Here is a 19,017-nt window from a genome sequence, read left to right as displayed (position 1 = left end):
TTGGAATTGTTTTACGTGTTTTTCCAACACGAAAATAGGTTCCGTTACAAGTTTTTCGATATTGTTCAATTTTCAAGGTCCTGTGCGCCTCAGCCGACTGGCTGACGGCTTAATCATTTTATCACAGAAGTGATTTTTTGTCAAGCACTTTTTTGAAGCGTTTCGAACATTTTGAACTTGGACTGCTTCAAGTTTCTCGGAACAAACCGGAACTTCTCGGCGTCTATTGGTTCTTTTCTTTCGCTTCTCAGCTGGGACTTCAGAAGTCATTCTTTTGTCTCAGCGCTTGGCGCTCAAGTATAATACCATACACCGGGGTGGATGTCAACACTTTTTTACAAGTTTTTTCAAAAAACTTCAAATTGCTGCGTCCGGATCAGATCGGTCTCTCTTTTTTGCTGCCAATGTGCTGCTGTTTCAAGCTTTCTTCCTATTATATAGAAAAGCTCCACGCCTAGCATCGGAGGATGCAGACATGGAGCCTGGATTCAGCTTTTCTCTTCCTGTTTCATCTCGCGCAGCGTGAGCCAGACGGCTGCTGCCAGCACCGGCAGCAGCCCGATCAGACCAATGGGCGTGGGGCCCAGCACATTATAATAGGCATCTGCCGGGTAGGTCAGCACCGTGAACAATGCCGCAACTGCATTGAATGCACCATGCGCGATGGCCGGCACCCAGATGCAGCCGGTCTTTTCATAGAGAAGATCCAGCAGACTGTTCATGGCAAAGCAGAACACGCACCATACCACAAGGCCGAGTACCGGTGCGCCCAGATAGTCCGTGCCGTACTCATAACCCACCAGCAGCATCAGCGGCCAATGCCAGACGCCCCAGATGACACCGCCCAGCAGACGGCCATTGAGCAGGCCAAACCGTTCCTTCAGGCAGGGCATCATATATCCGCGCCACCCGGCTTCCTCGCCCACGGCAAAAAACATATTGATGAGCGGAGCCAGCGTCACGGCAAGCAGGCCGGTCTGCAACATGTAGCTGACATTGGATACCCCCAGCTGGCTTTTTAAAGTCTGGGCGTCCATCTCGCCGCCGTAAGCCGCCACCAGCCAGCTGCCCGAAACGTCCAGCCGATGCGGGAACACGGCAAAATAGAGCACCGCTGCCAGCGCAGTGAACACCGCCGGGCCAAACCAGGCAGCCAGCCAATAGCGGCGCTTGCCCTGCACCTTCCAGCCGATGCCGGTGGGCTGATGCAGATAGACTTTTTTCGCCGCAAGCACGGCCGCCAGAGGGCAGAACATGCTCACGGACAGCAGCGCACGGTATACCGCAGCATTGCCCTGAAGGAGCTGCATGCTTGCATACACCTGACACAGCCAGGCCAGACCGAATGCCGTTAAAAAGTAGATTCCAAAACTCTGTTTTTCTCTGCTGCTCATACGAACTTCACCGCCGTTCCATACGCAATGACTTCCGCTGCGCCCTGCATGACGCTGGCGGACGCATACCGCATTCCGACCACAGCATCCGCGCCCAGCTCTTCGGCGTTCTTGACCATGCGGCCAGTGGCGATCTGCCGGGCTTCGGTGAGCATCTCGGCATAGTCGGTGACTTCGCCGCCCACAAGGGTGCGGAACCCGGCCATGATGTCGTGGCCGAAGTTGCGGCTCTGCACCGTGCTGCCCCGCACCACGCCCAGGGCCTCCATCTTTTTGCCGGGGACTTCGTTAATAGTTACGATAAGCATCTTCTTCTCCCTTTCTGATCTCTCGGATCCGGTCTGCCAAAACCTTCAGCGTACCAAGGATGCAGCCCGCCGGGATGCCGAACAGCAGCACCAGCAGCGGCAGCGGCGGCATATCCTGCGGGTCCATCCAGATGGTCCACGCGATAATGCCCATGGTCAGCAGCATGATCGCGGTAAACAGACCTGCGCCCACCAGCGCCCCTTTGATGCGCTCGGCTTTCCGGTCTACCTGTTCAATGTTCACAAAGGACACCCCCTGTTCCTCTTTTGTGGACAGACGCGCCAGCGTCTGCTCCACATCCAGTTCACTGAGGCTGCCGGGTTCCCGCTGCAATCGCTCGCAGAAGCTGATGGCTTCGTCGAGGTCGGTGCGGCGGGCGCACAGACGTTCCATCTGGCGGGCCATGCCGTCGGCAAGGGTACACTCCCCTTCCAGCATCTGGCGGATCTCTGCCAGCGGGACGTCCAGCTTGCGCAGCAGCTTGATGCGGCGCAGGCGCTCCACGTCCGCCTCGGAGTAGCTGCGGTATCCGTTGCCGGGTTCCCGCCGGGGGCTGATGAGCCCTTCTTCCTCATAAAAGCGGATGTTCTTCTTGGTCACGCCCACGGCAGCTTCTACTTCGTTGATCTTCATCGCTCGGCGGCCTCCTTACGCACCTACTTTACACCTTCCAGAAAGGGGAAGGTCAAGGGGTTTCAGCAAAAAAGTCTTCCCCTCGCCGAGAGAAAGACTTTTCGCGCTTAAAAATAGCACTTGATCTGGAACCGATCGGCATGGTCGGCCTGTTTCTCCACCACGATCCGCTCATGGTTGAAATCGAAGTGGACCGGGGTGCACAGTTCCGTGTTGCGGGTCAGGCGGAGAAGCTCCTGCACCCGCTTCTTTTCCTCCGGCACATAGAACAGGTAGCTGACGCCCTCTTTTTTGGCGCGGCCGGTGCGGCCGATGCGGTGGGTGTAATGTTCGTTGTCGCCGGGGACGTCGTAGTTGATGACGGCGTCCACGTCCGAGACGTCGATGCCGCGGGCCGCCACGTCGGTGGCCACGAGGATGGCCAGTTTGCCGTCCCGGAAGTTCTGCATGATCTGGTTGCGCTCTTTCTGGGAGAGGTCGCCGTGGAGGCAGTCCACCGAGAAGCCGAGGCGGGCCAGCTGGTTGGCCAGCGTGGCCGTATTGAACTTGGTATCACAGAAGACCATGACCCGCTTGTAACCCTCGCCGATGATGATCTGGGCCAGGTCGGAGAGCTTGTTGCGACCGGAGGTCTCCAGCATGTACTGGGTGATCTTGGGCTGGCTCTCCTCCCTGGGCTGGACGGTGATCTCCTCAGCGTTGTGCTGGTACAGCCAGCCGATGTCCATGACCTCGCGGCTGATGGTGGCCGAGAACATGGACAGGTGTTTGCGGGCCTTCATCAGCTCGATGATGTGGCGGACATCCTTATAGAAGCCCATGTTCAGCATCTCGTCGGCTTCGTCCAGCACGATCTGGGTGACGTGGGAGAGGTCGATGCTGTGGTGTTTGTAATGGTCCATCAGGCGGCCGGGGGTGGCGACCACGATCTGGCACCCCTCTGCAAGGCGTCTGGCCTGCTTTTCCATGTTGGCGCCGCCGTAGACGCAGGCGACTGCAACGCCCGGCATAAAGGCCGTGAGGGCGGTCAGCTCGTCGGCGATCTGCTGGGCCAGCTCACGGGTGGGGGCCAGAATGACCGCCTGCGGCACCTTTTGGGCCGGGTCGATCTGCTCGGCCACCGGGATGCCGAAGGCACAGGTCTTGCCTGTGCCGGTGGGAGCCTTGGCGATGACGTCCCGCCCCGCCAGCATGACGGGGATGGTCTTTTCCTGAATTTCGGTCATTTCCGCAAAGCCCATCTGCTCCACAGCCTTGTGGATGGCTTCGCTGCAATGCAGTTCACTGTACAGCATGATCCTTCTCCATTCCGTTCCGATTTTCTTACAGTATACCATGAAATGCCGCGCTTGTCAGTAACAAAAAGAGCCATGCCCCCATTTGGGAGCACAGCTCTTGGATGCAGATCTCTGTTGCAGGGATCAGGCAGTCTCTTCGACGCTCTTGTCAGCGGCACGGCCTGCTTCGAGCTTCTGCTTGAAACGGCCGCTGGCCTTGAAGCCAGGGATGGAGGTGGACTCCAAACGGCTGGAGACCTTGGTCTTGGGGTTGGTGTAAGCCTTCGGCTTGCGGGGGCGCATCTCGAAGCGGCCAAAGCCGGCGATGGTCACCTTTTCATCTGCGCGCAGGCAGTCTGCGATCTGGTCAAACAAAGCGTCCATCGTGGTCTCGACCTGTGCTTCGGTGAAGCCGGTCTTGCGCGCCACGGTCTCAATCATCTGGGAACGAGTCATTTTTATCGATATCCTCCTGGAACGTCCAAAAGTAACGTCTTTTGGCAAATTTTGCGTTGTTGATTATAACAAATGCGGCCCTTCATTACGATGGATTGCGCACGAAACGCATCTTTTTGCGCACGAGTTACATTCAGACCGTCAATTCTTATGATACAGCGTTGCAATATCCACCAGAGGGATATTCTTGAGCTCGTGTTCACTGCGCAGGCATTCCACCAGCGCATTGGCCGTATCCACGGCGGTGATGCAGGGGATGCTCAGCTCCACGGCCTTGCGGCGCAGGCGGACGGAGTCGCGCTTGGGGTCGCGGCCCTTGGCGCTGGTGGAGAAGACATAGTCCACCAGACCGCTCTGGAGCAGGTCCACGATGTTGGGCGACTCGCCGGACATGTTGCGCACCTCGTTGCAGGGGACCATGTGCTTGTTGAGCCAGGCGCAGGTGCCAGAGGTGCCGTAGAGCTTGTAGCCCATGCTCTTGAGCTTCCAGGCGATGTCCACGAACTCCGGCTTGTCGCTGTCCTTCACGGTGAAGATGCAGCAGGAAGCGGGGCCGGGCGTCTTGAAGGTATAGCCCGCACCGATCAGGCCCTTGAGCAGGGCGTCGTGGAAGTTGGGCGCAATGCCCAGCACCTCGCCGGTGGACTTCATCTCCGGGCCGAACTGGGTATCGACGCCGTGCAGCTTCTCAAAGCTGAAGACGGGCACCTTGACCGCCACATAGGGGGCGTTGGGGTGCAGGCCGGTGCCGTAGCCCATGTCGGTGAGCTTCTCGCCCAGGCAGCAGCGGACAGCCAGATCGACCATGGGCACACCGGTGACCTTGGAGATGTATGGCACGGTACGGGAAGAGCGGGGGTTGACCTCGATGACATAGACCTTGCCGTTAGAGACCGCGTACTGGACGTTCACCAGACCGGTGACGTGCAGCTCGCGGGCAAAGCGGCCGGTATAATCGACCATGGTGTCGATCTCGGCCTGGGTCAGATGCTGGGCCGGGTAGACGCAGATGGAGTCGCCGGAGTGGACACCGGTGCGCTCGATCTGCTCCATGACGCCGGGGATGAGGAAGTTCTCGCCATCGCAGATGGCGTCCACTTCGCACTCGGTGCCCATGATGTACTTATCCAGCAGGACGGGGTGATCCATATCCACGTGCTCGGTGATGACGCCCATGTACTCGATGACGTCGGCCTTGGTGTAGGCGACGATCATGTTCTGGCCGCCCAGCACGTAGGAGGGGCGCATCAGGACGGGCAGGCCGATCTCGTCGGCAGCCGCCAGAGCCTCTTCCAGGTTGAAGACGGTGCGGCCGGGGGCGCGGGGGATGCCGCAGCGCTCCAGCAGTTCGTCGAAGCGCTCGCGGTCCTCGGCCTCGTCGATGGCATCCGCCGGGGTGCCCAGAATGGGCAGACCGATCTCGTCCATGTGCTTGGCCAGCTTGATGGCGGTCTGACCGCCGAACTGGACGACGCAGGCGTCGGGCTTCTCGGTGGCGATGATGTTATCGACACTCTCCGGGTTCAGCGGGTCGAAGTACAGGCGGTCGCCGGTGTCGAAGTCGGTGGAGACGGTCTCCGGGTTGTTGTTGACCAGGATAGCCTCGCAGCCGTGCTTCTTGAGCGTCCAGACGCAGTGGACCGAGCAGTAGTCGAATTCGATGCCCTGACCGATGCGGATGGGGCCGGAACCGAAGACGAGGACCTTCTTTTTCTTTTCGGGGGCAGCGGCTTCCTTCTCCGCGATGAACGCAGCGGCTTCGTTGTCGCCGTCGTAGGTGGAGTAGAAATACGGCGTGTTGGCCGAGAACTCGGCTGCACAGGTATCGACCATCTTGAAACCGGCGCGGTAGTTCGCGATGGGCAGCTCGTCCACCTCGGCCAGACGCCGGATGGTCTTATCCTGGAAGCCGTACTTCTTGGCCTCCTTGTACTGCGCAGCGCTCAGAACGCCGTGGCAGTTGGCCAGGCCCTTTTCAAGGTTGGCCAGGTGCTGCATCTTATCCAGGAACCACCAGTCGATCTTGGTGATGTTCCAGATGGTCTGGTGGTCGATGCCGCGCTTGAGGGCTTCGTAGACGCAGAAGACGCGCTCTGCATCCTGCACATGCAGGTGTGCCACGATCTCGTCATCGGTCAGCTCCTCAAAGGGCTTGTGGGTCAGGGTATCCATGCCCAGCTCGATGGAGGAGACGGCCTTCATCATGGCAGCCTCGAAGCTGTTGCCGATGCTCATGACCTCGCCGGTCGCCATCATCTGGGTGCCCAGAGACTTGTCGGCATAGACGAACTTATCGAAGGGCCACTTCGGGTACTTGACCACGATGTAGTCCAGCGCAGGCTCGAAGCAGGCGCAGGTCTTGCCAGTGACATCGTTGGTGATCTCGTCCAGCGTATAGCCGATGGCGATCTTGGTGGCCACCTTGGCGATGGGATAGCCGGTGGCCTTGGAAGCCAGTGCAGACGAACGGGACACGCGGGGGTTGACCTCGATGACCGCGTAGTCGTAGCTGTCCGGCTTGAGGGCGAACTGGCAGTTGCAGCCGCCCTCGATGCCCAGCTCGGTGATGATGTCCAGCGCAGCGGTGCGGAGCATCTGATACTCGTGGTCGGTCAGGGTCTGGGAGGGCGCCACGACGACCGAGTCGCCGGTGTGGATGCCGACGGGGTCCAGGTTCTCCATGTTGCAGACGGTGATGACATTGCCCTTGTGGTCGCGCATGACCTCGTACTCGATCTCTTTCCAGCCGGCGATGCACTTTTCCACCAGGATCTGATGGATGGGGGAAAGGCGCAGGCCGTTGGTGCCGATCTCGATGAGCTTTTCGCGGGTCTCGCAGATGCCGCCGCCGGTGCCGCCCATGGTGAAGGCGGGGCGGACGATGACCGGGTAGCCGATGCGGTCGGCGCAGGCCAGTGCGTCCTGCAGCGTCTCAACGACCTCCGAGGGGATGATGGGCTGGTGCAGCTTTTCCATCGTCTCCTTGAACAGCTCACGGTCTTCGGCGCGGTCGATGGTCTCCGGCTTGCAGGCCAGCAGGCGGATGCCGGTGCGGTCCAGATAGCCGGAGCGGGCCAGCTCCATCGAGAGGTTCAGGCCCATCTGACCGCCCAGGTTGGGCAGCACGGAGTCGGGCTTTTCGATCTCCAGGATGCGCTCCACGACTTCGAGGGTCATCGGCTCGATGTAGACATGGTCGGCCACGTCAGGGTCGGTCATGATGGTGGCGGGGTTGGAGTTGAGCAGAACGGTCTCAATGCCCTCTGCCTTCAGTGCGCGGCACGCCTGCGTACCGGAGTAGTCGAACTCGGCGGCCTGACCGATGATGATGGGGCCGGAGCCGATGACCAGTACCTTTTTGATTCTGGGGTCCTTAGGCATTTCAGCGTGCCTCCTTTGCTGCTTTGACGTTGTTCAGGAAGCGGTCGAACAGGAACTCGGTGTCCTTGGGGCCGCCGTTCGCTTCGGGGTGGAACTGGACGGTGAAGCAGTTCCACTTTTTGTATTTGATGCCCTCGCAGGTGCCGTCGTTGGCGTTCACCTGAGCTACCTCGCCCATCTCGGCGGGCAGCTCGTCGCCCACGACTGCATAGCCGTGGTTCTGGCTGGTGATGAAGGTGCGGCCGGACTCAAAGTCGGTGACGGGCTGGTTGGCACCGCGGTGACCGTACTTGAGCTTCATGGTCTTGGCACCGGCGGCCAGAGCGGAGAGCTGGTGGCCCAGGCAAATGCCGAAGGTGGGGATGCCCAGTTCGAAGATATGGCGGAGGTTCTCGATGACCTCCACCGGCTCGGCGGGGTCGCCGGGGCCGTTGGACAGCATGATGCCGTCCGGATTCAGAGCTGCCACTTCCTCGGCGGTGGCGAAGGCCGGCATGACCGTGACCTTGCAGCCACGCTTGACCAGGCACCGCACAATGTTCCGCTTGCAGCCGTAGTGCATCAGCACGATGTGGGTCTCGCCCTTCTCGTTAAAAACTTCGGGCGCTGCGCAGGTGACGTTCTTGACCGCATCGGTCACGGTATAGGCGCGGATGGTCTCCAGCAGCTTGTCCGTCTCGGCTTTGTTGGCCGGGTCTGCGGGGTCAAAGGTGGTCAGGATGGCGCCGTTCATCACGCCGCTCTCCCGGATGATGCGGGTCAGGTGGCGGGTGTCGATGCCCTCGATGCCGATGGTGTTGTTTTTCTTCAAAAAGCTGTCCAGCGTCTCCTCACAGCGCCAGTTGGAGGGCGTGGTGCAGGCTTCGCGCACGATGTAGCCCCTGGCCCAGATGCGATCGGACTCCATGTCGCCCTGGTTCATGCCATAGTTGCCGATGAGGGGGTAAGTCTGGGTGATGATCTGGCCATAATAGCTGGGGTCGGTCAGGGTCTCTTCAAAGCCGACCATACCGGTGGCAAAGACGACCTCGCCCACGGTGACGCCCTCTGCGCCCACCGACTGGCCCGCAAAGACCATGCCGTTCGCCAAAAGAAGATATGCGTTCATAGGTACTCCTTGTTTCAACACAGATGCGCGGCCTTACAGGGTCTGCTTCGCTTCCTGCTTCATCTTGCGGCTGCCCAGATGGACCAGCGGCAGCTTGCCCTCCTTGCAGATGGGGCACTCTTCGGGTGCGTAGTTGGGCAGGTCCAGCTTGAGGGCGCTTGCCACGATGGGGATGGGCGACGGAGCTTCGGGCTTGGTGCGGTCTACCACGCAGGTGATGCCCACGCAGATGCCGCCGTTCTCCTCGATGACGCGCTTGGTCTCCAGAGAGGAGATGCCGGTGGTCACAACGTCCTCCGCGATCAGGCACTTCTCACCCGGATGGATGGCAAAGCGCTTCAGGGTCATCACATTCTCAACGCGCTCGGTGAAAATGGCGCGCTTGCCGGTCTGGCGGGCCAGCTCGTAAGCGTAGACGATGCCGCCCATGGCCGGGCCGACGATGACATCCACGTCCAGCTCCTTGACCTTGTCAGCCACGGCCTTCATGACCTCGGCGCAGCGGTCGGGATACTGCTGCAGATAGGCCATCTGGCAGTAGGCGCTGGAATGGCGGCCGGAGGAGAGCAGGAAATGGCCCTCCAGGAATGCGTCACAGCTCTTCAGGATCTCAAGTGCTTCACTCATTGTACTTCTCCCTCTCTTTGTTGCAGTTCGTGTTTTTCGTACGATCACGCAGTATTGTACCACGCTTTTTATGGAAACGCAAATTTATTCACTGATTTTCTGTTTCTTGTGAATATTTGCATTTTTATGCGGTTAATCCAAAGTTTTATCCATTGCTGCGGGCGCAGCCGCGGATCTCGTCCAGCGTCTTGACGCCGTTCTTGTCCATCCATGCGGCCATCTCCTCGGCGATGGTCTCCATGGCGCGGGGGTTCGCAAAGTTGGCAGCGCCCACCTGCACGGCCGTGGCACCGGCCATGATGAACTCCAGCGCGTCGCGGCCGGTGGCAATGCCGCCCAGACCCACGACCGGGATGTTCACGGCACCCACAGCCTGCCAGACCATCCGCAGTGCGATGGGGCGGACCGCCGGGCCGGACAGGCCCGCGAAAATATTGTTGAAGACCGGCTTGCGCTTTTCGAGGTCGATGGCGCAGGCCTGGAAGGTGTTGGTCAGGCTGATGGCATCCGCACCGGCTGCCTCGACGGCCTTGCACATCTCCGGGATGTTCTCGGCCTGGGGGCTGAGCTTGACCATCAGCGGCTTTTTGCAGGCATCGCGGACCATCCGGACCACTTCACCGGCTGCTTCCGCCTTGACTCCGTAGGCCATGCCGCCCACCTTGACGTTCGGGCAGGAGATGTTCAGCTCCACGATATCCACGGCGCTGTCGCTCAGCATCGCAGCGCCCTCGACGTACTCTTCCTCGCTGTGGCCGCCGAGGTTCGCGATGACCACCGTGCCGTATTTCTGCCGCAGCTCCAGCATCTCGTTCAGTTCCACGTCAATGAAGTGCTGGACGCCGGGGTTCTGCAGGCCGATGCTGTTGATGAGGCCGGAGGGGGTCTCCCACAGGCGCTCTCCCTTGTTGCCATACTGGCCGTGCAGGGTCAGGCCCTTGCCGGAGATGCCGCCGATCCTGGAAAAATCGGCCAGTTCCTCATACTCGACGCCGTAGCCGACCGTGCCGGATGCGCCGATGATGGGGCTGTTCATCACAAAGCCCAACAGGTTCGTTTTCAGATCTGCCATCAGAAGAACACCTCCGTTGCATCAAAGACCGGGCCATTCTTGCACACGCTCTTGCCTTCGCCGCCCCTGGTCTCGCAGGTGCAGCCGAGGCAGGCCCCGATGCCGCAGGCCATCTTCTTTTCCAGGCTGACGAAGCAGGGGGTCCCCTTCTCCGCGCAGAGGCGGGCAGCGTTCTTCATCATGACCGTCGGGCCGCAGACGAGGACGGCGTCGTAATCCGCCGGGTCATACAGCTGGGTGACAAAGCCGTGGAAGCCCACCGCGCCGGTGTCGGTGGACACCTTGACGAGGTTGGCGATGGAGCGGTATTCCTCCATGCAGTAGGGCGCATCCCGGAAGCCGAAGAAGACATCGGGCCGGACGCCTGCTGCGGCCAGTTCGCGGGTAACCTGATACATCGGCGCGGTGCCGATGCCGCCGCCCACCACAGCGATCTTTCGATACTGTCCGGCCAGCGCCGGGATGTCGAACCCATTGCCCATCGGGCCGGTCAGCTGGAAGGTATCGCCCTTTTTCAGCGCGGCCAGCTTGTGGGTGCCCTCGCCGATGACCTGATACAGAAACTCGATGGTCTGGGTCTCCGGCTCCCACTTGTGGACGCTGATGGGCCGGGAGAGGAAGGGGGCCTCGTCGGCACCCCAGGCACGCAGGGTGAAGAACTGACCTGCGTGGGGCAGATGTTCGCGGTCCGGCCAGAGGGCGCGCAGCAGGCGGATGTCTGCCGCGATGACCTCATGGCTCAGAACGGTGGCTTCACAGCAGGCTGCACGCATGGGCGATGGCCTCCTTCATGTTCACACACTCGTTATAGGCAGCCTCGTCAAAGGCAGTGCCCGGCTGCTTCTTGTAAGCCAGCAGGATGCCGCGGCTGGAGTTGACCACACCGCCATTGCCCTTGGTGAGATACTGGGCGATATCCTCGGCCTTGCCGCCCTGTGCGCCGTAGCCGGGGATGAGGAAGAAGCTGTCCTGATACTTGGCGCGGATCTCGGTGGCCTCCTCGATGTGGGTGCCGCCGATGACCAGACCGATGGAGGAGTAGCCGTGCTCGCCCATGTAGTCCTTGCCCAGAGCGTTCAGTTTGTCGCCCACCAGGTCGTAGACGTGGCGGCCGTCGGCCAGCTTCTCATACTCGAAGTCCTTGGCGCCGCCGTTGGAGGTGCGGCAGAGCACGAACATGCCCTTGCCCTGCTTTTCGGCGTAGGGCAGATAGGGGCTGATGGAATCCAGACCCATGTAGGGGGCCAGGGTGACAAAGTCGGCCTCAAAGTCGCCGGTGAAGTGGCCCATGGCGTACATCTCAGCAGTCTTGGCGATGTCGCCGCGCTTGATGTCGGCGATGACGGGCACACCCGCCTCACGGACGGCCTTCAGGGTGTCGGCATAGGCTTTCATGCCGTCCAGACCCAGCGCCTCGTAGTACGCGATCTGGACTTTGTAGCAGCCGGCGACCGCCTTGGTGGCTTCGATGAGCTGTTTGTTGAAGCGGACGATGTTCTCGCCCTTGGACAGGGTGCTGTCCACAAAGTCCGCGGGCAGATAACTGAAGTCGGTATCCAGGCCGACGCAGACCGGGCCGCGCGCCTCAACAGCTTCGTACAGTTTGTCCATGTTCGTCATAGTTGGTTCCTCCGTTGCTCTCTTACTCTTATGTATGTAGGCGAATCTCAAAACAGCGAATGCTGTTTTGAGATTCTATTTTTACGCTTCTGCCTGATAGGTCAGCTCGCCGCCCTTGACGGTGGCAAAGACCCTGCCGTAGAGCTGTGCGCCATCAAAGGGGCAGTTGTGGGATTTGGAGTGGAGCTTGTCCTTGTCCACCGTATAGGGGGTGTCCAGATCCACCAGCACGAAGTCGGCATCGTAGCCGGGCTCCAGCTGGCCCTTGGCCAGACCCAGGATCTCTGCCGGGCGGGTGCTCATCAGGTGGACCAGCAGCTCCAGCGGCAGGCCCTCCTCCTTGCAGAGCTTGGTGTAGCAGACGCCGAAGGCCGTCTCGCTGCCCACCATACCGGCCATGCCCTTGAGCTTGTCCTCTTCCGAGTGGGGTGCGTGGTCGGTGGCGATGGCATCCACCACGCCAGTGCGGATGGCCTCAACAAGAGCGGCCACATCGTCTGCGGTGCGGATGGGCGGATTGACGCGGTAGTCGCAGGTGTCCTTGGTGAACCACAGGTGGTGGGGGGTCACCTCGCAGGTGACGGGGGCCCCGCGCAGCTTGGCCATCTGGATGGCCTCGATGGCACCGCGGGTGGACACATGGCACATGTGGAGCCGGGTCTGGTAATACTCGCTCAGCCAGCAGTTGCGCACCGTCTCGATGTCCTCGGCCAGGCGGTAGTCCCAGGGGCTGATCTCCATATCCTCGGCGTGGCTCATCACGGTGATGTCCCGCTGGGTGCAGATGGCGAAGGCCCGCGCCATGGTGGCGTTGTCCTGCACACCGTGGCCGTCTTCGGTAATGAACCGGACGCTGGCGGGCAGGGTCTTGAGGTGGTCCAGCGTCTTGCCATCGAAGTTCTCGGTGATGGAGACGGTCTGGTTCACATCGCACAGGCCCACCTCTGCGGCCTTCTGCTCCACCATTGCGGCCTGCGCAGCCGAAGAGCAGACGGGCTTGGTGTTGGGCATCAGGTTGACGAAGGTGTAGCCGCCCGCAGCCGCTGCACGGCTGCCCGTTTCGATGTCCTCCTTATATTCAAAGCCCGGTGTGCGCCAGTGGCAGTGCAGATCGACGAAGGCGGGCAGCACGGTAAGCCCCCCGGCATCCAGAACGACCTCGTTCTCCCCGGCCAGAGCCTCCAGATCCTGGCCGACCGCCGCGATCTTTCCGTCCCTGACGAACAGCTCCATGGGGCGTCCTTCCGTGTTGACAGCGTTTACAAGCAGCATGGTACGATACCTCCCTGTTTTTGGTGTGCGCTCGATTGGGCAAAAAAAAGAACTTTTCCTCAAATGGAAAAGTTCGAATCACGCAAAAAAGGAAACACGGAACCCACTGCAAAAAAGGCAGCAAACTGATTTTCCAGTTTTGCGTTCATTTTTGACAGCATGTCGGCGTCTCCTTTGTTCGTGCATTTTGTTTCGTTATATTTTATCATAGAAGCGCGAAATGTGTCAATGCTTCCGGGCTTTTTTCTTTGTAAAAAGGTTTCGGGCCGAACTCAGCAAATTTTAGCTACTCTACCGAAAAACCAAAATCCCCCTCCGAACCGGAAATTTGAGGCCGCAATCCCTAGCAAAATGCTGTACATTAAAGTTCAGATGTGTTATCATAATACTCAAACGAGAGAGCCGCCGCGGGCGGCATTGGAAAAGGGAGGGTTCCCCACATGGGTTTATTGGAGGACGCACGGAACATCCAGCGCAAGGACCCCGCCGCGCGCAGCGTGCTGGAGGTCATTCTGCTGTACCCCGGCTTTCACATTCTGGTCTATCACCGCATCGCGCACTGGCTGTATGAGCGCGGGCACTTTTTTCTGGCACGGTGGGTCAGCCAGCGCGGCCGGCATAAGACCGGCATCGAGATCCACCCCGGTGCCCGGATCGGCAGGTGCCTGTTCATCGACCACGGCATGGGCATCGTCTTCGGCGAGACGACTGAGATCGGTGACAACTGCACCATCTACCACGGCGTCACGCTGGGCGGCACCGGCAAGGACACCGGCAAGCGCCACCCCACGCTGGGCAACAACGTGCTGATCGGCGCAGGCACCAAGGTGCTTGGCCCGGTCTACATCGGCGACAATGCCCGCATCGGCGCGGGCAGCGTGGTGCTGAAGAACCTGCCCGCCAACTGCACCGCCGTCGGTGTACCCGCCGAGGTGGTCCGCATCAACAACAAGGCTGTCAACCCCGCCGACGACCTCGACCAGCAGGATCTGCCCGATGTGGTCGCCCAGCGCATCACCGACCTCGACCGCCGCATCAGTGCCATGGAGAAGGCCGCGCAGGGCGATGTTCCGCCGACCATCCACGACATTCGGAAACGCAGCCCGAAATAACCGGCATCCTGCCGCAGCAAAAAACATCCTGACCCGGATCCGTCCGGTCAGGATGTTTTTTTCCGTCAAGATGTGTTTTCAAGCGCCGACATGGGAACTCATTCCGCACGGCGGCGGGCTCTGTCCGCATACCCCTGATCGTGCCGTTGCAATTTCCCGTATGTGAGCCGTGTCATCAGATACAGCGGCACCCGGAACCGGAAAAAGAACAGTGGGACATAACGCTTCCGGTTGTTCCAAAATTCCTTGAGGGGCGCTTTCGAAAGGTGCCGGAGCGTCGGGCAGTCGTCGATCATCTTCCGCCAGGCGCGCCAGGCCTGGACCGGGCCGTCCGGATTTGCGGGGTTGAAATAGCACTTATCCAACAGACGAACATACGTCTTCATGAGCCAGATATCGTAGGCCGCCCAGAAGTCTGCGTCCTTCTTTTCCCGCTGACCAAATTCCACGACCCGCTGATCGACTGTATCCAGATAGCCCGGCAGCCGCTTGTCGTGAATATGGCACATGGAGTCCGGACGCAGCCGGTAATAGTAAAGGTCTTTGTCCAGAAGCCCCACGGAATGCGCCCGTTCCAGCAGGTTCAGGTTCCAGATCATATCTTCGCACTGCTTCAGGCTCTCATCAAAATAGAGATGGTTTTCTTCCAGAAAGTCTCTCCGCACCAGTTCGATCCAGCAGGCTCCGAAATAATACGGCACGGCGCGGTGATATTCATCCAGCAGACCGAGCTGCAGCGCGTTCAGCAGTTCCCGCCCGCCGGTGCGGTAGGTTCCCGTGCGAAGCGGGCTGGGCTGCGGCAGCGGCTGTCCTTCCGGATACGGCATATAGCTGAAGGCGATCAGGTCCACTGCATCGCTCGCAACCGCCATGACCGATTCCAGCAGATCCGATTTCCACAGATCATCCGAATCCACACAGATGATCCACTCCCCGCTTGCTGCCCGCAGGCCCGTGTTCCGCGCCGCAGGCAGACCCCGGTTCTCCTGATGGATTACCCGGATACGCGAGTCTTTTTGTGCATATTCTTCGCAGATCATCGGGCAGCGGTCCGGCGAACCATCGTCCAAAAGAATGATCTCGATATTCTCATAGTGTTGTTCCAGAATGCTGTCCACACAGGTCCGAAGATAGGCTTCCACCTTGTAGACCGGAACGATGATGCTGACCCGCGGCAGCTTTGCACACTTTGTTTCCATCCGCATTTCCTCCAGAGCTTTTCCGCTCTTATTTTAACATGCGGCCTTCCCTGTTTCAAGAAGTTTGAAAAAAGTCCGCTCAACCGATCGCGGAACAAAGTTCCTGCACTTTCTGGGCCGCAGCCGCCACAAGCTGGCTGACGGGCTGATCCGGCACACCGACCACGTAGTTCTCGCAGTGGTTGATGGGCACGAGCACCCTTCTGGCCCCGCTCTGGCAGACCGCAGCCGCCATGGCCGGGGTGATCTCGCCCAGAAGGGCATCCGCAATGACGATGCCGATGGGCCCCACGATGACGTCTGCACGGCGGCAGTTGACCACCACCGCGTTCTCGCCGGTGGCAGCGCGGGAAGCCCCCGCCTTGAGCATGGCGTTCGCGGCCAGGCTGTTGGTGCCCACAGCAGTCAGTTCTGCCTCCGGGCAGGCCGCTGCCAGGGCAGACACCAGCTGCCGGCCCAGACCGCCGCCCTGCCCGTCGATGACAAGCACCTTCGCCGCCATCAGAAGTCGATCTCCTCAAGGCGCAGCAGCGCCACGATGTAGATCTTCATGGCCTCCAGCAGCTTGTCGATGGGAGCCGACTCGTTGGCACCGTGCATCGGGCCGCCGAAAGCAGGCAGCTTGACGTCGTTGTGCTCCGGGCCAAAGCTGACCGCATAGGGGAAGTGGCGGGCGTAGGTGCCGCCGCCCATGGTGAACGGGGTGGCGTTCTCCCCGGTGACCTCGTTGTAGGTGTCGATGCAGGCCTTGATGGCAGGGGTGTCGGCCCCGATGTAGAACGGCTCCGCGCTCTCGACGTTTTCGAGGGAAGCGCCCTCGCCGATGGCCGCACGGATCTGCTCTGCCATCCGGTCGCCGGTGGTGCAGGTGGGATAGCGGCTGTCCAGCGTCTGCACGAATCTGCCCTCCCGCATGAAGATGCGTCCGCCGATGACGGTCAGCGGGCCGAAGGGGCCGTCGGCACAGGCGACACCGATGCCCTCACCGGCCGTGGAAGAGTGCAGCTTTTTCAGCGCTTCCAGATAGGCGCGCTCGGCCTCGTTGCACAGGCCGTTGTCCAGCAGGTAGTCCACCACCAGACCGATGGCATTGACGGTGCCCTGCGGGGTCGCTGCATGGCCGGACTTGCCCCAGCCGCGGATGCGCACGCCGTTGCCTTCCGGCTCCAGCGTGATGTTGGGGGCGTTCTTCAGCTTGGTGATGTCAGTCTCGACCAGCGCGCTGGCACGGTCCGGCACGGCATTGTTGGCCACGCCGCCCACGAAATCCTTGATCTCACCGTTGCAGACCGGGCTGACCAGCTCAGCGCCGAAGTGTCCCTTTTCGCCGTTGCAGACCGGGAACTCCGCATCCGGGGTGAAGCAGAAGACCGGGGCCGGGTAATGCTTGAGGTAATACTTCACATCGGCCATGCTGGTCTCCTCGTTGTCGCCGACGAGAGCGCGGATGGGGTACTTGAGCGAATAGCCCTGCTCCTTGAGGAACTTCAGGGCATACAGGATGGTGATCATGGGGCCTTTGTCGTCGGCCACACCGCGGCCAATGAGCCAGCCGTCCCGGACCTCCATCTGGAACGGGTCGCCCGTCCAGCCGTTGCCTTCGGGCACGACGTCCACATGGCAGATGGTGGCCAGATACTTCTCGGCGTCTGCGCCGGGCAGCTCTGCATAGCCGATGTAGTTTTCGCAGTTGCGGGTGGCAAAGCCCATGCCTGCGGCCAGTTCCAGCGTCTTATCCAGCGCTGCGCGTGCACCCTGGCCAAAGGGTGCGCCCTCTGCGGGGGTGCTCTCCACACTGTTGATGGAAACAAGTGCCTCAATATCCTTGAGCCACTGCTCCTTGTTCGCCGCAATGAATGCGTCGATCTTCTGGTTCAAAGCCTGATCCATGGTTGGTTCGTCCTTTCTTTTGTCTTAACAGACACATTGCTGTTTATTCTAACACATTTCGCGCAAGATTGCCAGCCTCACCCTCTCAGTCAAACCGTGTCAGGTTTGCCAGCTCCCCCGAAGGGGGAGCCACTGGCGAGTCGGTGGTGGCTGCGCTGGATGAGCAAGGTTTTTTGATTTTGAGAACGGCCGGGCTCTGCTGTCTCGATTCACGGCAGTTTGACAAGAGTTCTTTGTTCAAGCATTGTCCCGCAGCCGCTGCCCATTCGGACAGGGCCCGCTGCCTTGCGCCAAATTGGGCCCATGCGAACAGCAGGGTTTGCCCGGCCTGCCAAGGGCTCCCCCTTCGGGGGAGCTGGCATCGCGCAGCGATGACTGAGAGGGTCATACCGCAAACAGGCTGCTGGCCGCACCCAGAACGCCCATGCTGGCCAGGCCCATGATGATACCGGCCAGCAGCACACCGCCCATGCAGGCGATGAGGACATCCTTGAACTTCATGTCGAGGATGGACGCCGCCAGCGTACCGGTCCAGGCACCGGTGCCGGGCAGCGGGATGCCCACGAAGAGCAGCAGCGCCACGGTCAGACCTTTGCCGGCCTTCTCTTCCAGCTTGCGGCCTCCCTTTTCGCCCTTGACGATGAAGAACCGGCAGATGGGGCCGATGACCGGCTTGTGGTAGCCCCAGATGAGGAACCGCCGGGCGAACAGATAGATGAACGGCACCGGCAGCATATTGCCCAGCACACAGATGACGTAGGTGGGCAGCACCGGCAGACCCAGACCCAGGCCGATGGGGATGGCACCGCGCAGCTCCACCACGGGCACCATCGAGACGAAGAAGACGAGCAGATAGTTCTTGAGCATGGATACTCTCCTTTGTTGATTCAAAATGAATGGAAGCTCACAGGTCGATGACCAGTTCCACCGGGCAGTGGTCGGAGCCGAAGATCTCGTTGTGGATCTCCGCCGCGCGGATCTTGTCGGCAATGCGGCGGGAAACGATAAAGTAGTCGATGCGCCAGCCTGCGTTCTTCTCGCGGGCATGGAAGCGGTAGCTCCACCAGCTGTATTTCACCTCGTCCGGGTGGAGGACCCGGAAGCTGTCGGCAAACCCGGCCTCCAGCAGCTCGGTCATCTTGGCCCGCTCCTGGTCGGTGAAGCCCGCGCTCATCCGGTTGGTCTTCGCGTTCTTGATGTCCTGTTCGGTGTGGGCGACATTCAGGTCGCCGCAGAGGATGACCGGCTTTTTCGCATCCAGCGCCAGCAGATAGGCCCGGAACGCATCCTCCCAGGTCATCCGGTAGTCCAGCCGCTTCAGGCCGTCCTGGCTGTTGGGGGTGTAGCAGTTGACGAGGTAGAACGCCGGATATTCCAGCGTCAGGACCCGGCCTTCATGGTCGTGTTCCTCGATGCCGATGCCGGTCGTCACCGCCAGCGGCGGCTGTCTGCACCAGCAGGCCGTGCCGGAGTAGCCCTTCTTCTCGGCGGAATAGGTGTATTCGGTGTAGCCCTCCGGGGCGAAATCCGCCTGACCGGGCTGCATCTTGGTCTCCTGCACCGAAAAGATATCGGCATCCAGCGCCGCAAAGCTCGCGGCAAAATCGTGGGTCAGGCAGGCCCGCAGGCCATTGACGTTCCAGCTGATGAGTTTCATCACATCGCTC

General features: G+C 60.5%; 18 protein-coding genes. 1 reads left to right on the top strand and 17 read right to left on the bottom strand.

Annotated elements, in window-relative coordinates; all coding sequences use genetic code 11:
- Positions 1-488: 488 nt before the first annotated feature.
- From I5P96_RS03245 to I5P96_RS03190, 12 genes are all read right to left on the bottom strand, one after another.
- Positions 489-1,394, bottom strand: a complete 906-nt coding sequence (locus I5P96_RS03245) for a CPBP family intramembrane glutamic endopeptidase (protein ID WP_223383094.1) — start codon at positions 1,392-1,394, stop codon at positions 489-491.
- A complete protein-coding gene (locus tag I5P96_RS03240) occupies positions 1,391-1,702 on the bottom strand; it encodes a heavy metal-binding domain-containing protein (protein ID WP_097791320.1) in 312 nt (103 codons plus the stop codon). Before I5P96_RS03240 ends, I5P96_RS03245 begins: the two co-directional genes overlap by 4 nt.
- Entirely contained in the window at positions 1,683-2,336 is a 654-nt protein-coding gene (locus I5P96_RS03235; RefSeq protein WP_223383092.1) for a MerR family transcriptional regulator, read from the bottom strand. Before I5P96_RS03235 ends, I5P96_RS03240 begins: the two co-directional genes overlap by 20 nt.
- A 107-nt stretch (positions 2,337-2,443) precedes the next feature.
- On the bottom strand, positions 2,444-3,631 hold the full coding sequence (locus I5P96_RS03230) for a DEAD/DEAH box helicase (protein ID WP_223383090.1): 1,188 nt from the start codon (positions 3,629-3,631) through the stop codon (positions 2,444-2,446).
- 126 nt (positions 3,632-3,757) lie between these two features.
- Positions 3,758-4,069, bottom strand: a complete 312-nt coding sequence (locus I5P96_RS03225) for an HU family DNA-binding protein (RefSeq protein WP_055190838.1) — start codon at positions 4,067-4,069, stop codon at positions 3,758-3,760.
- A 141-nt stretch (positions 4,070-4,210) separates the two neighbouring features.
- Complete coding sequence (gene carB, locus I5P96_RS03220) at positions 4,211-7,450, bottom strand: carbamoyl-phosphate synthase large subunit (RefSeq protein WP_223383089.1); 3,240 nt, start codon at positions 7,448-7,450, stop codon at positions 4,211-4,213.
- A 1-nt stretch (position 7,451) separates the two neighbouring features.
- Positions 7,452-8,558 (bottom strand): carbamoyl phosphate synthase small subunit, encoded by a 1,107-nt coding sequence (locus tag I5P96_RS03215; protein WP_223383083.1) that lies wholly within the window; start codon positions 8,556-8,558, stop codon positions 7,452-7,454.
- A gap of 33 nt (positions 8,559-8,591) precedes the next feature.
- Positions 8,592-9,185, bottom strand: a complete 594-nt coding sequence (pyrE, locus tag I5P96_RS03210; protein WP_223383081.1) for an orotate phosphoribosyltransferase — start codon at positions 9,183-9,185, stop codon at positions 8,592-8,594.
- A gap of 145 nt (positions 9,186-9,330) precedes the next feature.
- A complete protein-coding gene (locus tag I5P96_RS03205; RefSeq protein WP_097791327.1) occupies positions 9,331-10,257 on the bottom strand; it encodes a dihydroorotate dehydrogenase in 927 nt (308 codons plus the stop codon).
- On the bottom strand, positions 10,257-11,030 hold the full coding sequence (locus I5P96_RS03200; protein WP_118553950.1) for a dihydroorotate dehydrogenase electron transfer subunit: 774 nt from the start codon (positions 11,028-11,030) through the stop codon (positions 10,257-10,259). Before I5P96_RS03200 ends, I5P96_RS03205 begins: the two co-directional genes overlap by 1 nt.
- Positions 11,011-11,877, bottom strand: coding sequence for an orotidine-5'-phosphate decarboxylase (pyrF, locus tag I5P96_RS03195; protein WP_118553951.1), 867 nt, complete (start codon positions 11,875-11,877; stop codon positions 11,011-11,013). The genes I5P96_RS03200 and pyrF overlap by 20 nt, the downstream gene beginning before the upstream one ends.
- 81 nt (positions 11,878-11,958) lie before the next feature.
- Positions 11,959-13,149, bottom strand: coding sequence for a dihydroorotase (locus I5P96_RS03190; RefSeq protein ID WP_223383079.1), 1,191 nt, complete (start codon positions 13,147-13,149; stop codon positions 11,959-11,961).
- Between the two features lie 440 nt (positions 13,150-13,589).
- Here I5P96_RS03190 and epsC point away from each other — a divergent pair, with 440 nt between their 5' ends.
- Positions 13,590-14,261, top strand: coding sequence for a serine O-acetyltransferase EpsC (gene epsC, locus I5P96_RS03185; protein ID WP_118553953.1), 672 nt, complete (start codon positions 13,590-13,592; stop codon positions 14,259-14,261).
- Positions 14,262-14,359: 98 nt separating this feature from the next.
- Here epsC and I5P96_RS03180 read toward each other — a convergent pair whose 3' ends face one another.
- From I5P96_RS03180 to I5P96_RS03160, 5 genes are all read right to left on the bottom strand, one after another.
- Positions 14,360-15,460: a glycosyltransferase family 2 protein gene (locus I5P96_RS03180; RefSeq protein ID WP_223383077.1), complete on the bottom strand. Its 1,101-nt coding sequence runs from the start codon at positions 15,458-15,460 to the stop codon at positions 14,360-14,362.
- Positions 15,461-15,539: 79 nt separating this feature from the next.
- The gene (locus I5P96_RS03175; protein WP_223383075.1) at positions 15,540-15,962 is read right to left on the bottom strand and encodes a DUF3842 family protein; all 423 of its coding nucleotides are present in this window, start codon (positions 15,960-15,962) and stop codon (positions 15,540-15,542) included.
- Positions 15,962-17,350, bottom strand: coding sequence for a Sapep family Mn(2+)-dependent dipeptidase (locus tag I5P96_RS03170; RefSeq protein ID WP_223383074.1), 1,389 nt, complete (start codon positions 17,348-17,350; stop codon positions 15,962-15,964). Before I5P96_RS03170 ends, I5P96_RS03175 begins: the two co-directional genes overlap by 1 nt.
- A gap of 384 nt (positions 17,351-17,734) precedes the next feature.
- Positions 17,735-18,217: a COG2426 family protein gene (locus I5P96_RS03165; RefSeq protein ID WP_097791335.1), complete on the bottom strand. Its 483-nt coding sequence runs from the start codon at positions 18,215-18,217 to the stop codon at positions 17,735-17,737.
- Between the two features lie 37 nt (positions 18,218-18,254).
- Positions 18,255-19,007 carry an exodeoxyribonuclease III gene (locus tag I5P96_RS03160; protein ID WP_097791336.1) on the bottom strand — a complete coding sequence of 251 codons (753 nt, stop codon included), beginning with the start codon at positions 19,005-19,007 and terminating at the stop codon, positions 18,255-18,257.
- Positions 19,008-19,017: the final 10 nt, after the last annotated feature.

The organism is Faecalibacterium prausnitzii (genome assembly GCF_019967995.1).
Taxonomy (GTDB): Bacteria; Bacillota; Clostridia; order Oscillospirales; family Ruminococcaceae; genus Faecalibacterium; species Faecalibacterium prausnitzii_E.
Note: the sequence above shows the minus strand (reverse complement) of the source record. Positions and strands in the feature narration are given on the sequence as shown.

Bases quoted from the DNA above. Each gene is read 5' to 3' on its own strand.
- I5P96_RS03165 (WP_097791335.1), bottom strand. From the start codon at position 18,217: ATGCTCAAGAACTATCTGCTCGTCTTCTTCGTCTCGATGGTGCCCGTG.
- I5P96_RS03240 (WP_097791320.1), bottom strand. From the start codon at position 1,702: ATGCTTATCGTAACTATTAACGAAGTCCCCGGCAAAAAGATGGAGGCC.
- I5P96_RS03225 (WP_055190838.1), bottom strand. From the start codon at position 4,069: ATGACTCGTTCCCAGATGATTGAGACCGTGGCGCGCAAGACCGGCTTC.
- I5P96_RS03235 (WP_223383092.1), bottom strand. From the start codon at position 2,336: ATGAAGATCAACGAAGTAGAAGCTGCCGTGGGCGTGACCAAGAAGAAC.
- I5P96_RS03160 (WP_097791336.1), bottom strand. From the start codon at position 19,007: ATGAAACTCATCAGCTGGAACGTCAATGGCCTGCGGGCCTGCCTGACC.
- I5P96_RS03180 (WP_223383077.1), bottom strand. From the start codon at position 15,460: ATGGAAACAAAGTGTGCAAAGCTGCCGCGGGTCAGCATCATCGTTCCG.
- I5P96_RS03200 (WP_118553950.1), bottom strand. From the start codon at position 11,030: ATGCGTGCAGCCTGCTGTGAAGCCACCGTTCTGAGCCATGAGGTCATC.
- pyrF (WP_118553951.1), bottom strand. From the start codon at position 11,877: ATGACGAACATGGACAAACTGTACGAAGCTGTTGAGGCGCGCGGCCCG.
- carB (WP_223383089.1), bottom strand. From the start codon at position 7,450: ATGCCTAAGGACCCCAGAATCAAAAAGGTACTGGTCATCGGCTCCGGC.
- I5P96_RS03215 (WP_223383083.1), bottom strand. From the start codon at position 8,558: ATGAACGCATATCTTCTTTTGGCGAACGGCATGGTCTTTGCGGGCCAG.
- pyrE (WP_223383081.1), bottom strand. From the start codon at position 9,185: ATGAGTGAAGCACTTGAGATCCTGAAGAGCTGTGACGCATTCCTGGAG.
- epsC (WP_118553953.1), top strand. From the start codon at position 13,590: ATGGGTTTATTGGAGGACGCACGGAACATCCAGCGCAAGGACCCCGCC.
- I5P96_RS03170 (WP_223383074.1), bottom strand. From the start codon at position 17,350: ATGGATCAGGCTTTGAACCAGAAGATCGACGCATTCATTGCGGCGAAC.
- I5P96_RS03190 (WP_223383079.1), bottom strand. From the start codon at position 13,149: ATGCTGCTTGTAAACGCTGTCAACACGGAAGGACGCCCCATGGAGCTG.
- I5P96_RS03230 (WP_223383090.1), bottom strand. From the start codon at position 3,631: ATGCTGTACAGTGAACTGCATTGCAGCGAAGCCATCCACAAGGCTGTG.
- I5P96_RS03205 (WP_097791327.1), bottom strand. From the start codon at position 10,257: ATGGCAGATCTGAAAACGAACCTGTTGGGCTTTGTGATGAACAGCCCC.
- I5P96_RS03175 (WP_223383075.1), bottom strand. From the start codon at position 15,962: ATGGCGGCGAAGGTGCTTGTCATCGACGGGCAGGGCGGCGGTCTGGGC.
- I5P96_RS03245 (WP_223383094.1), bottom strand. From the start codon at position 1,394: ATGAGCAGCAGAGAAAAACAGAGTTTTGGAATCTACTTTTTAACGGCA.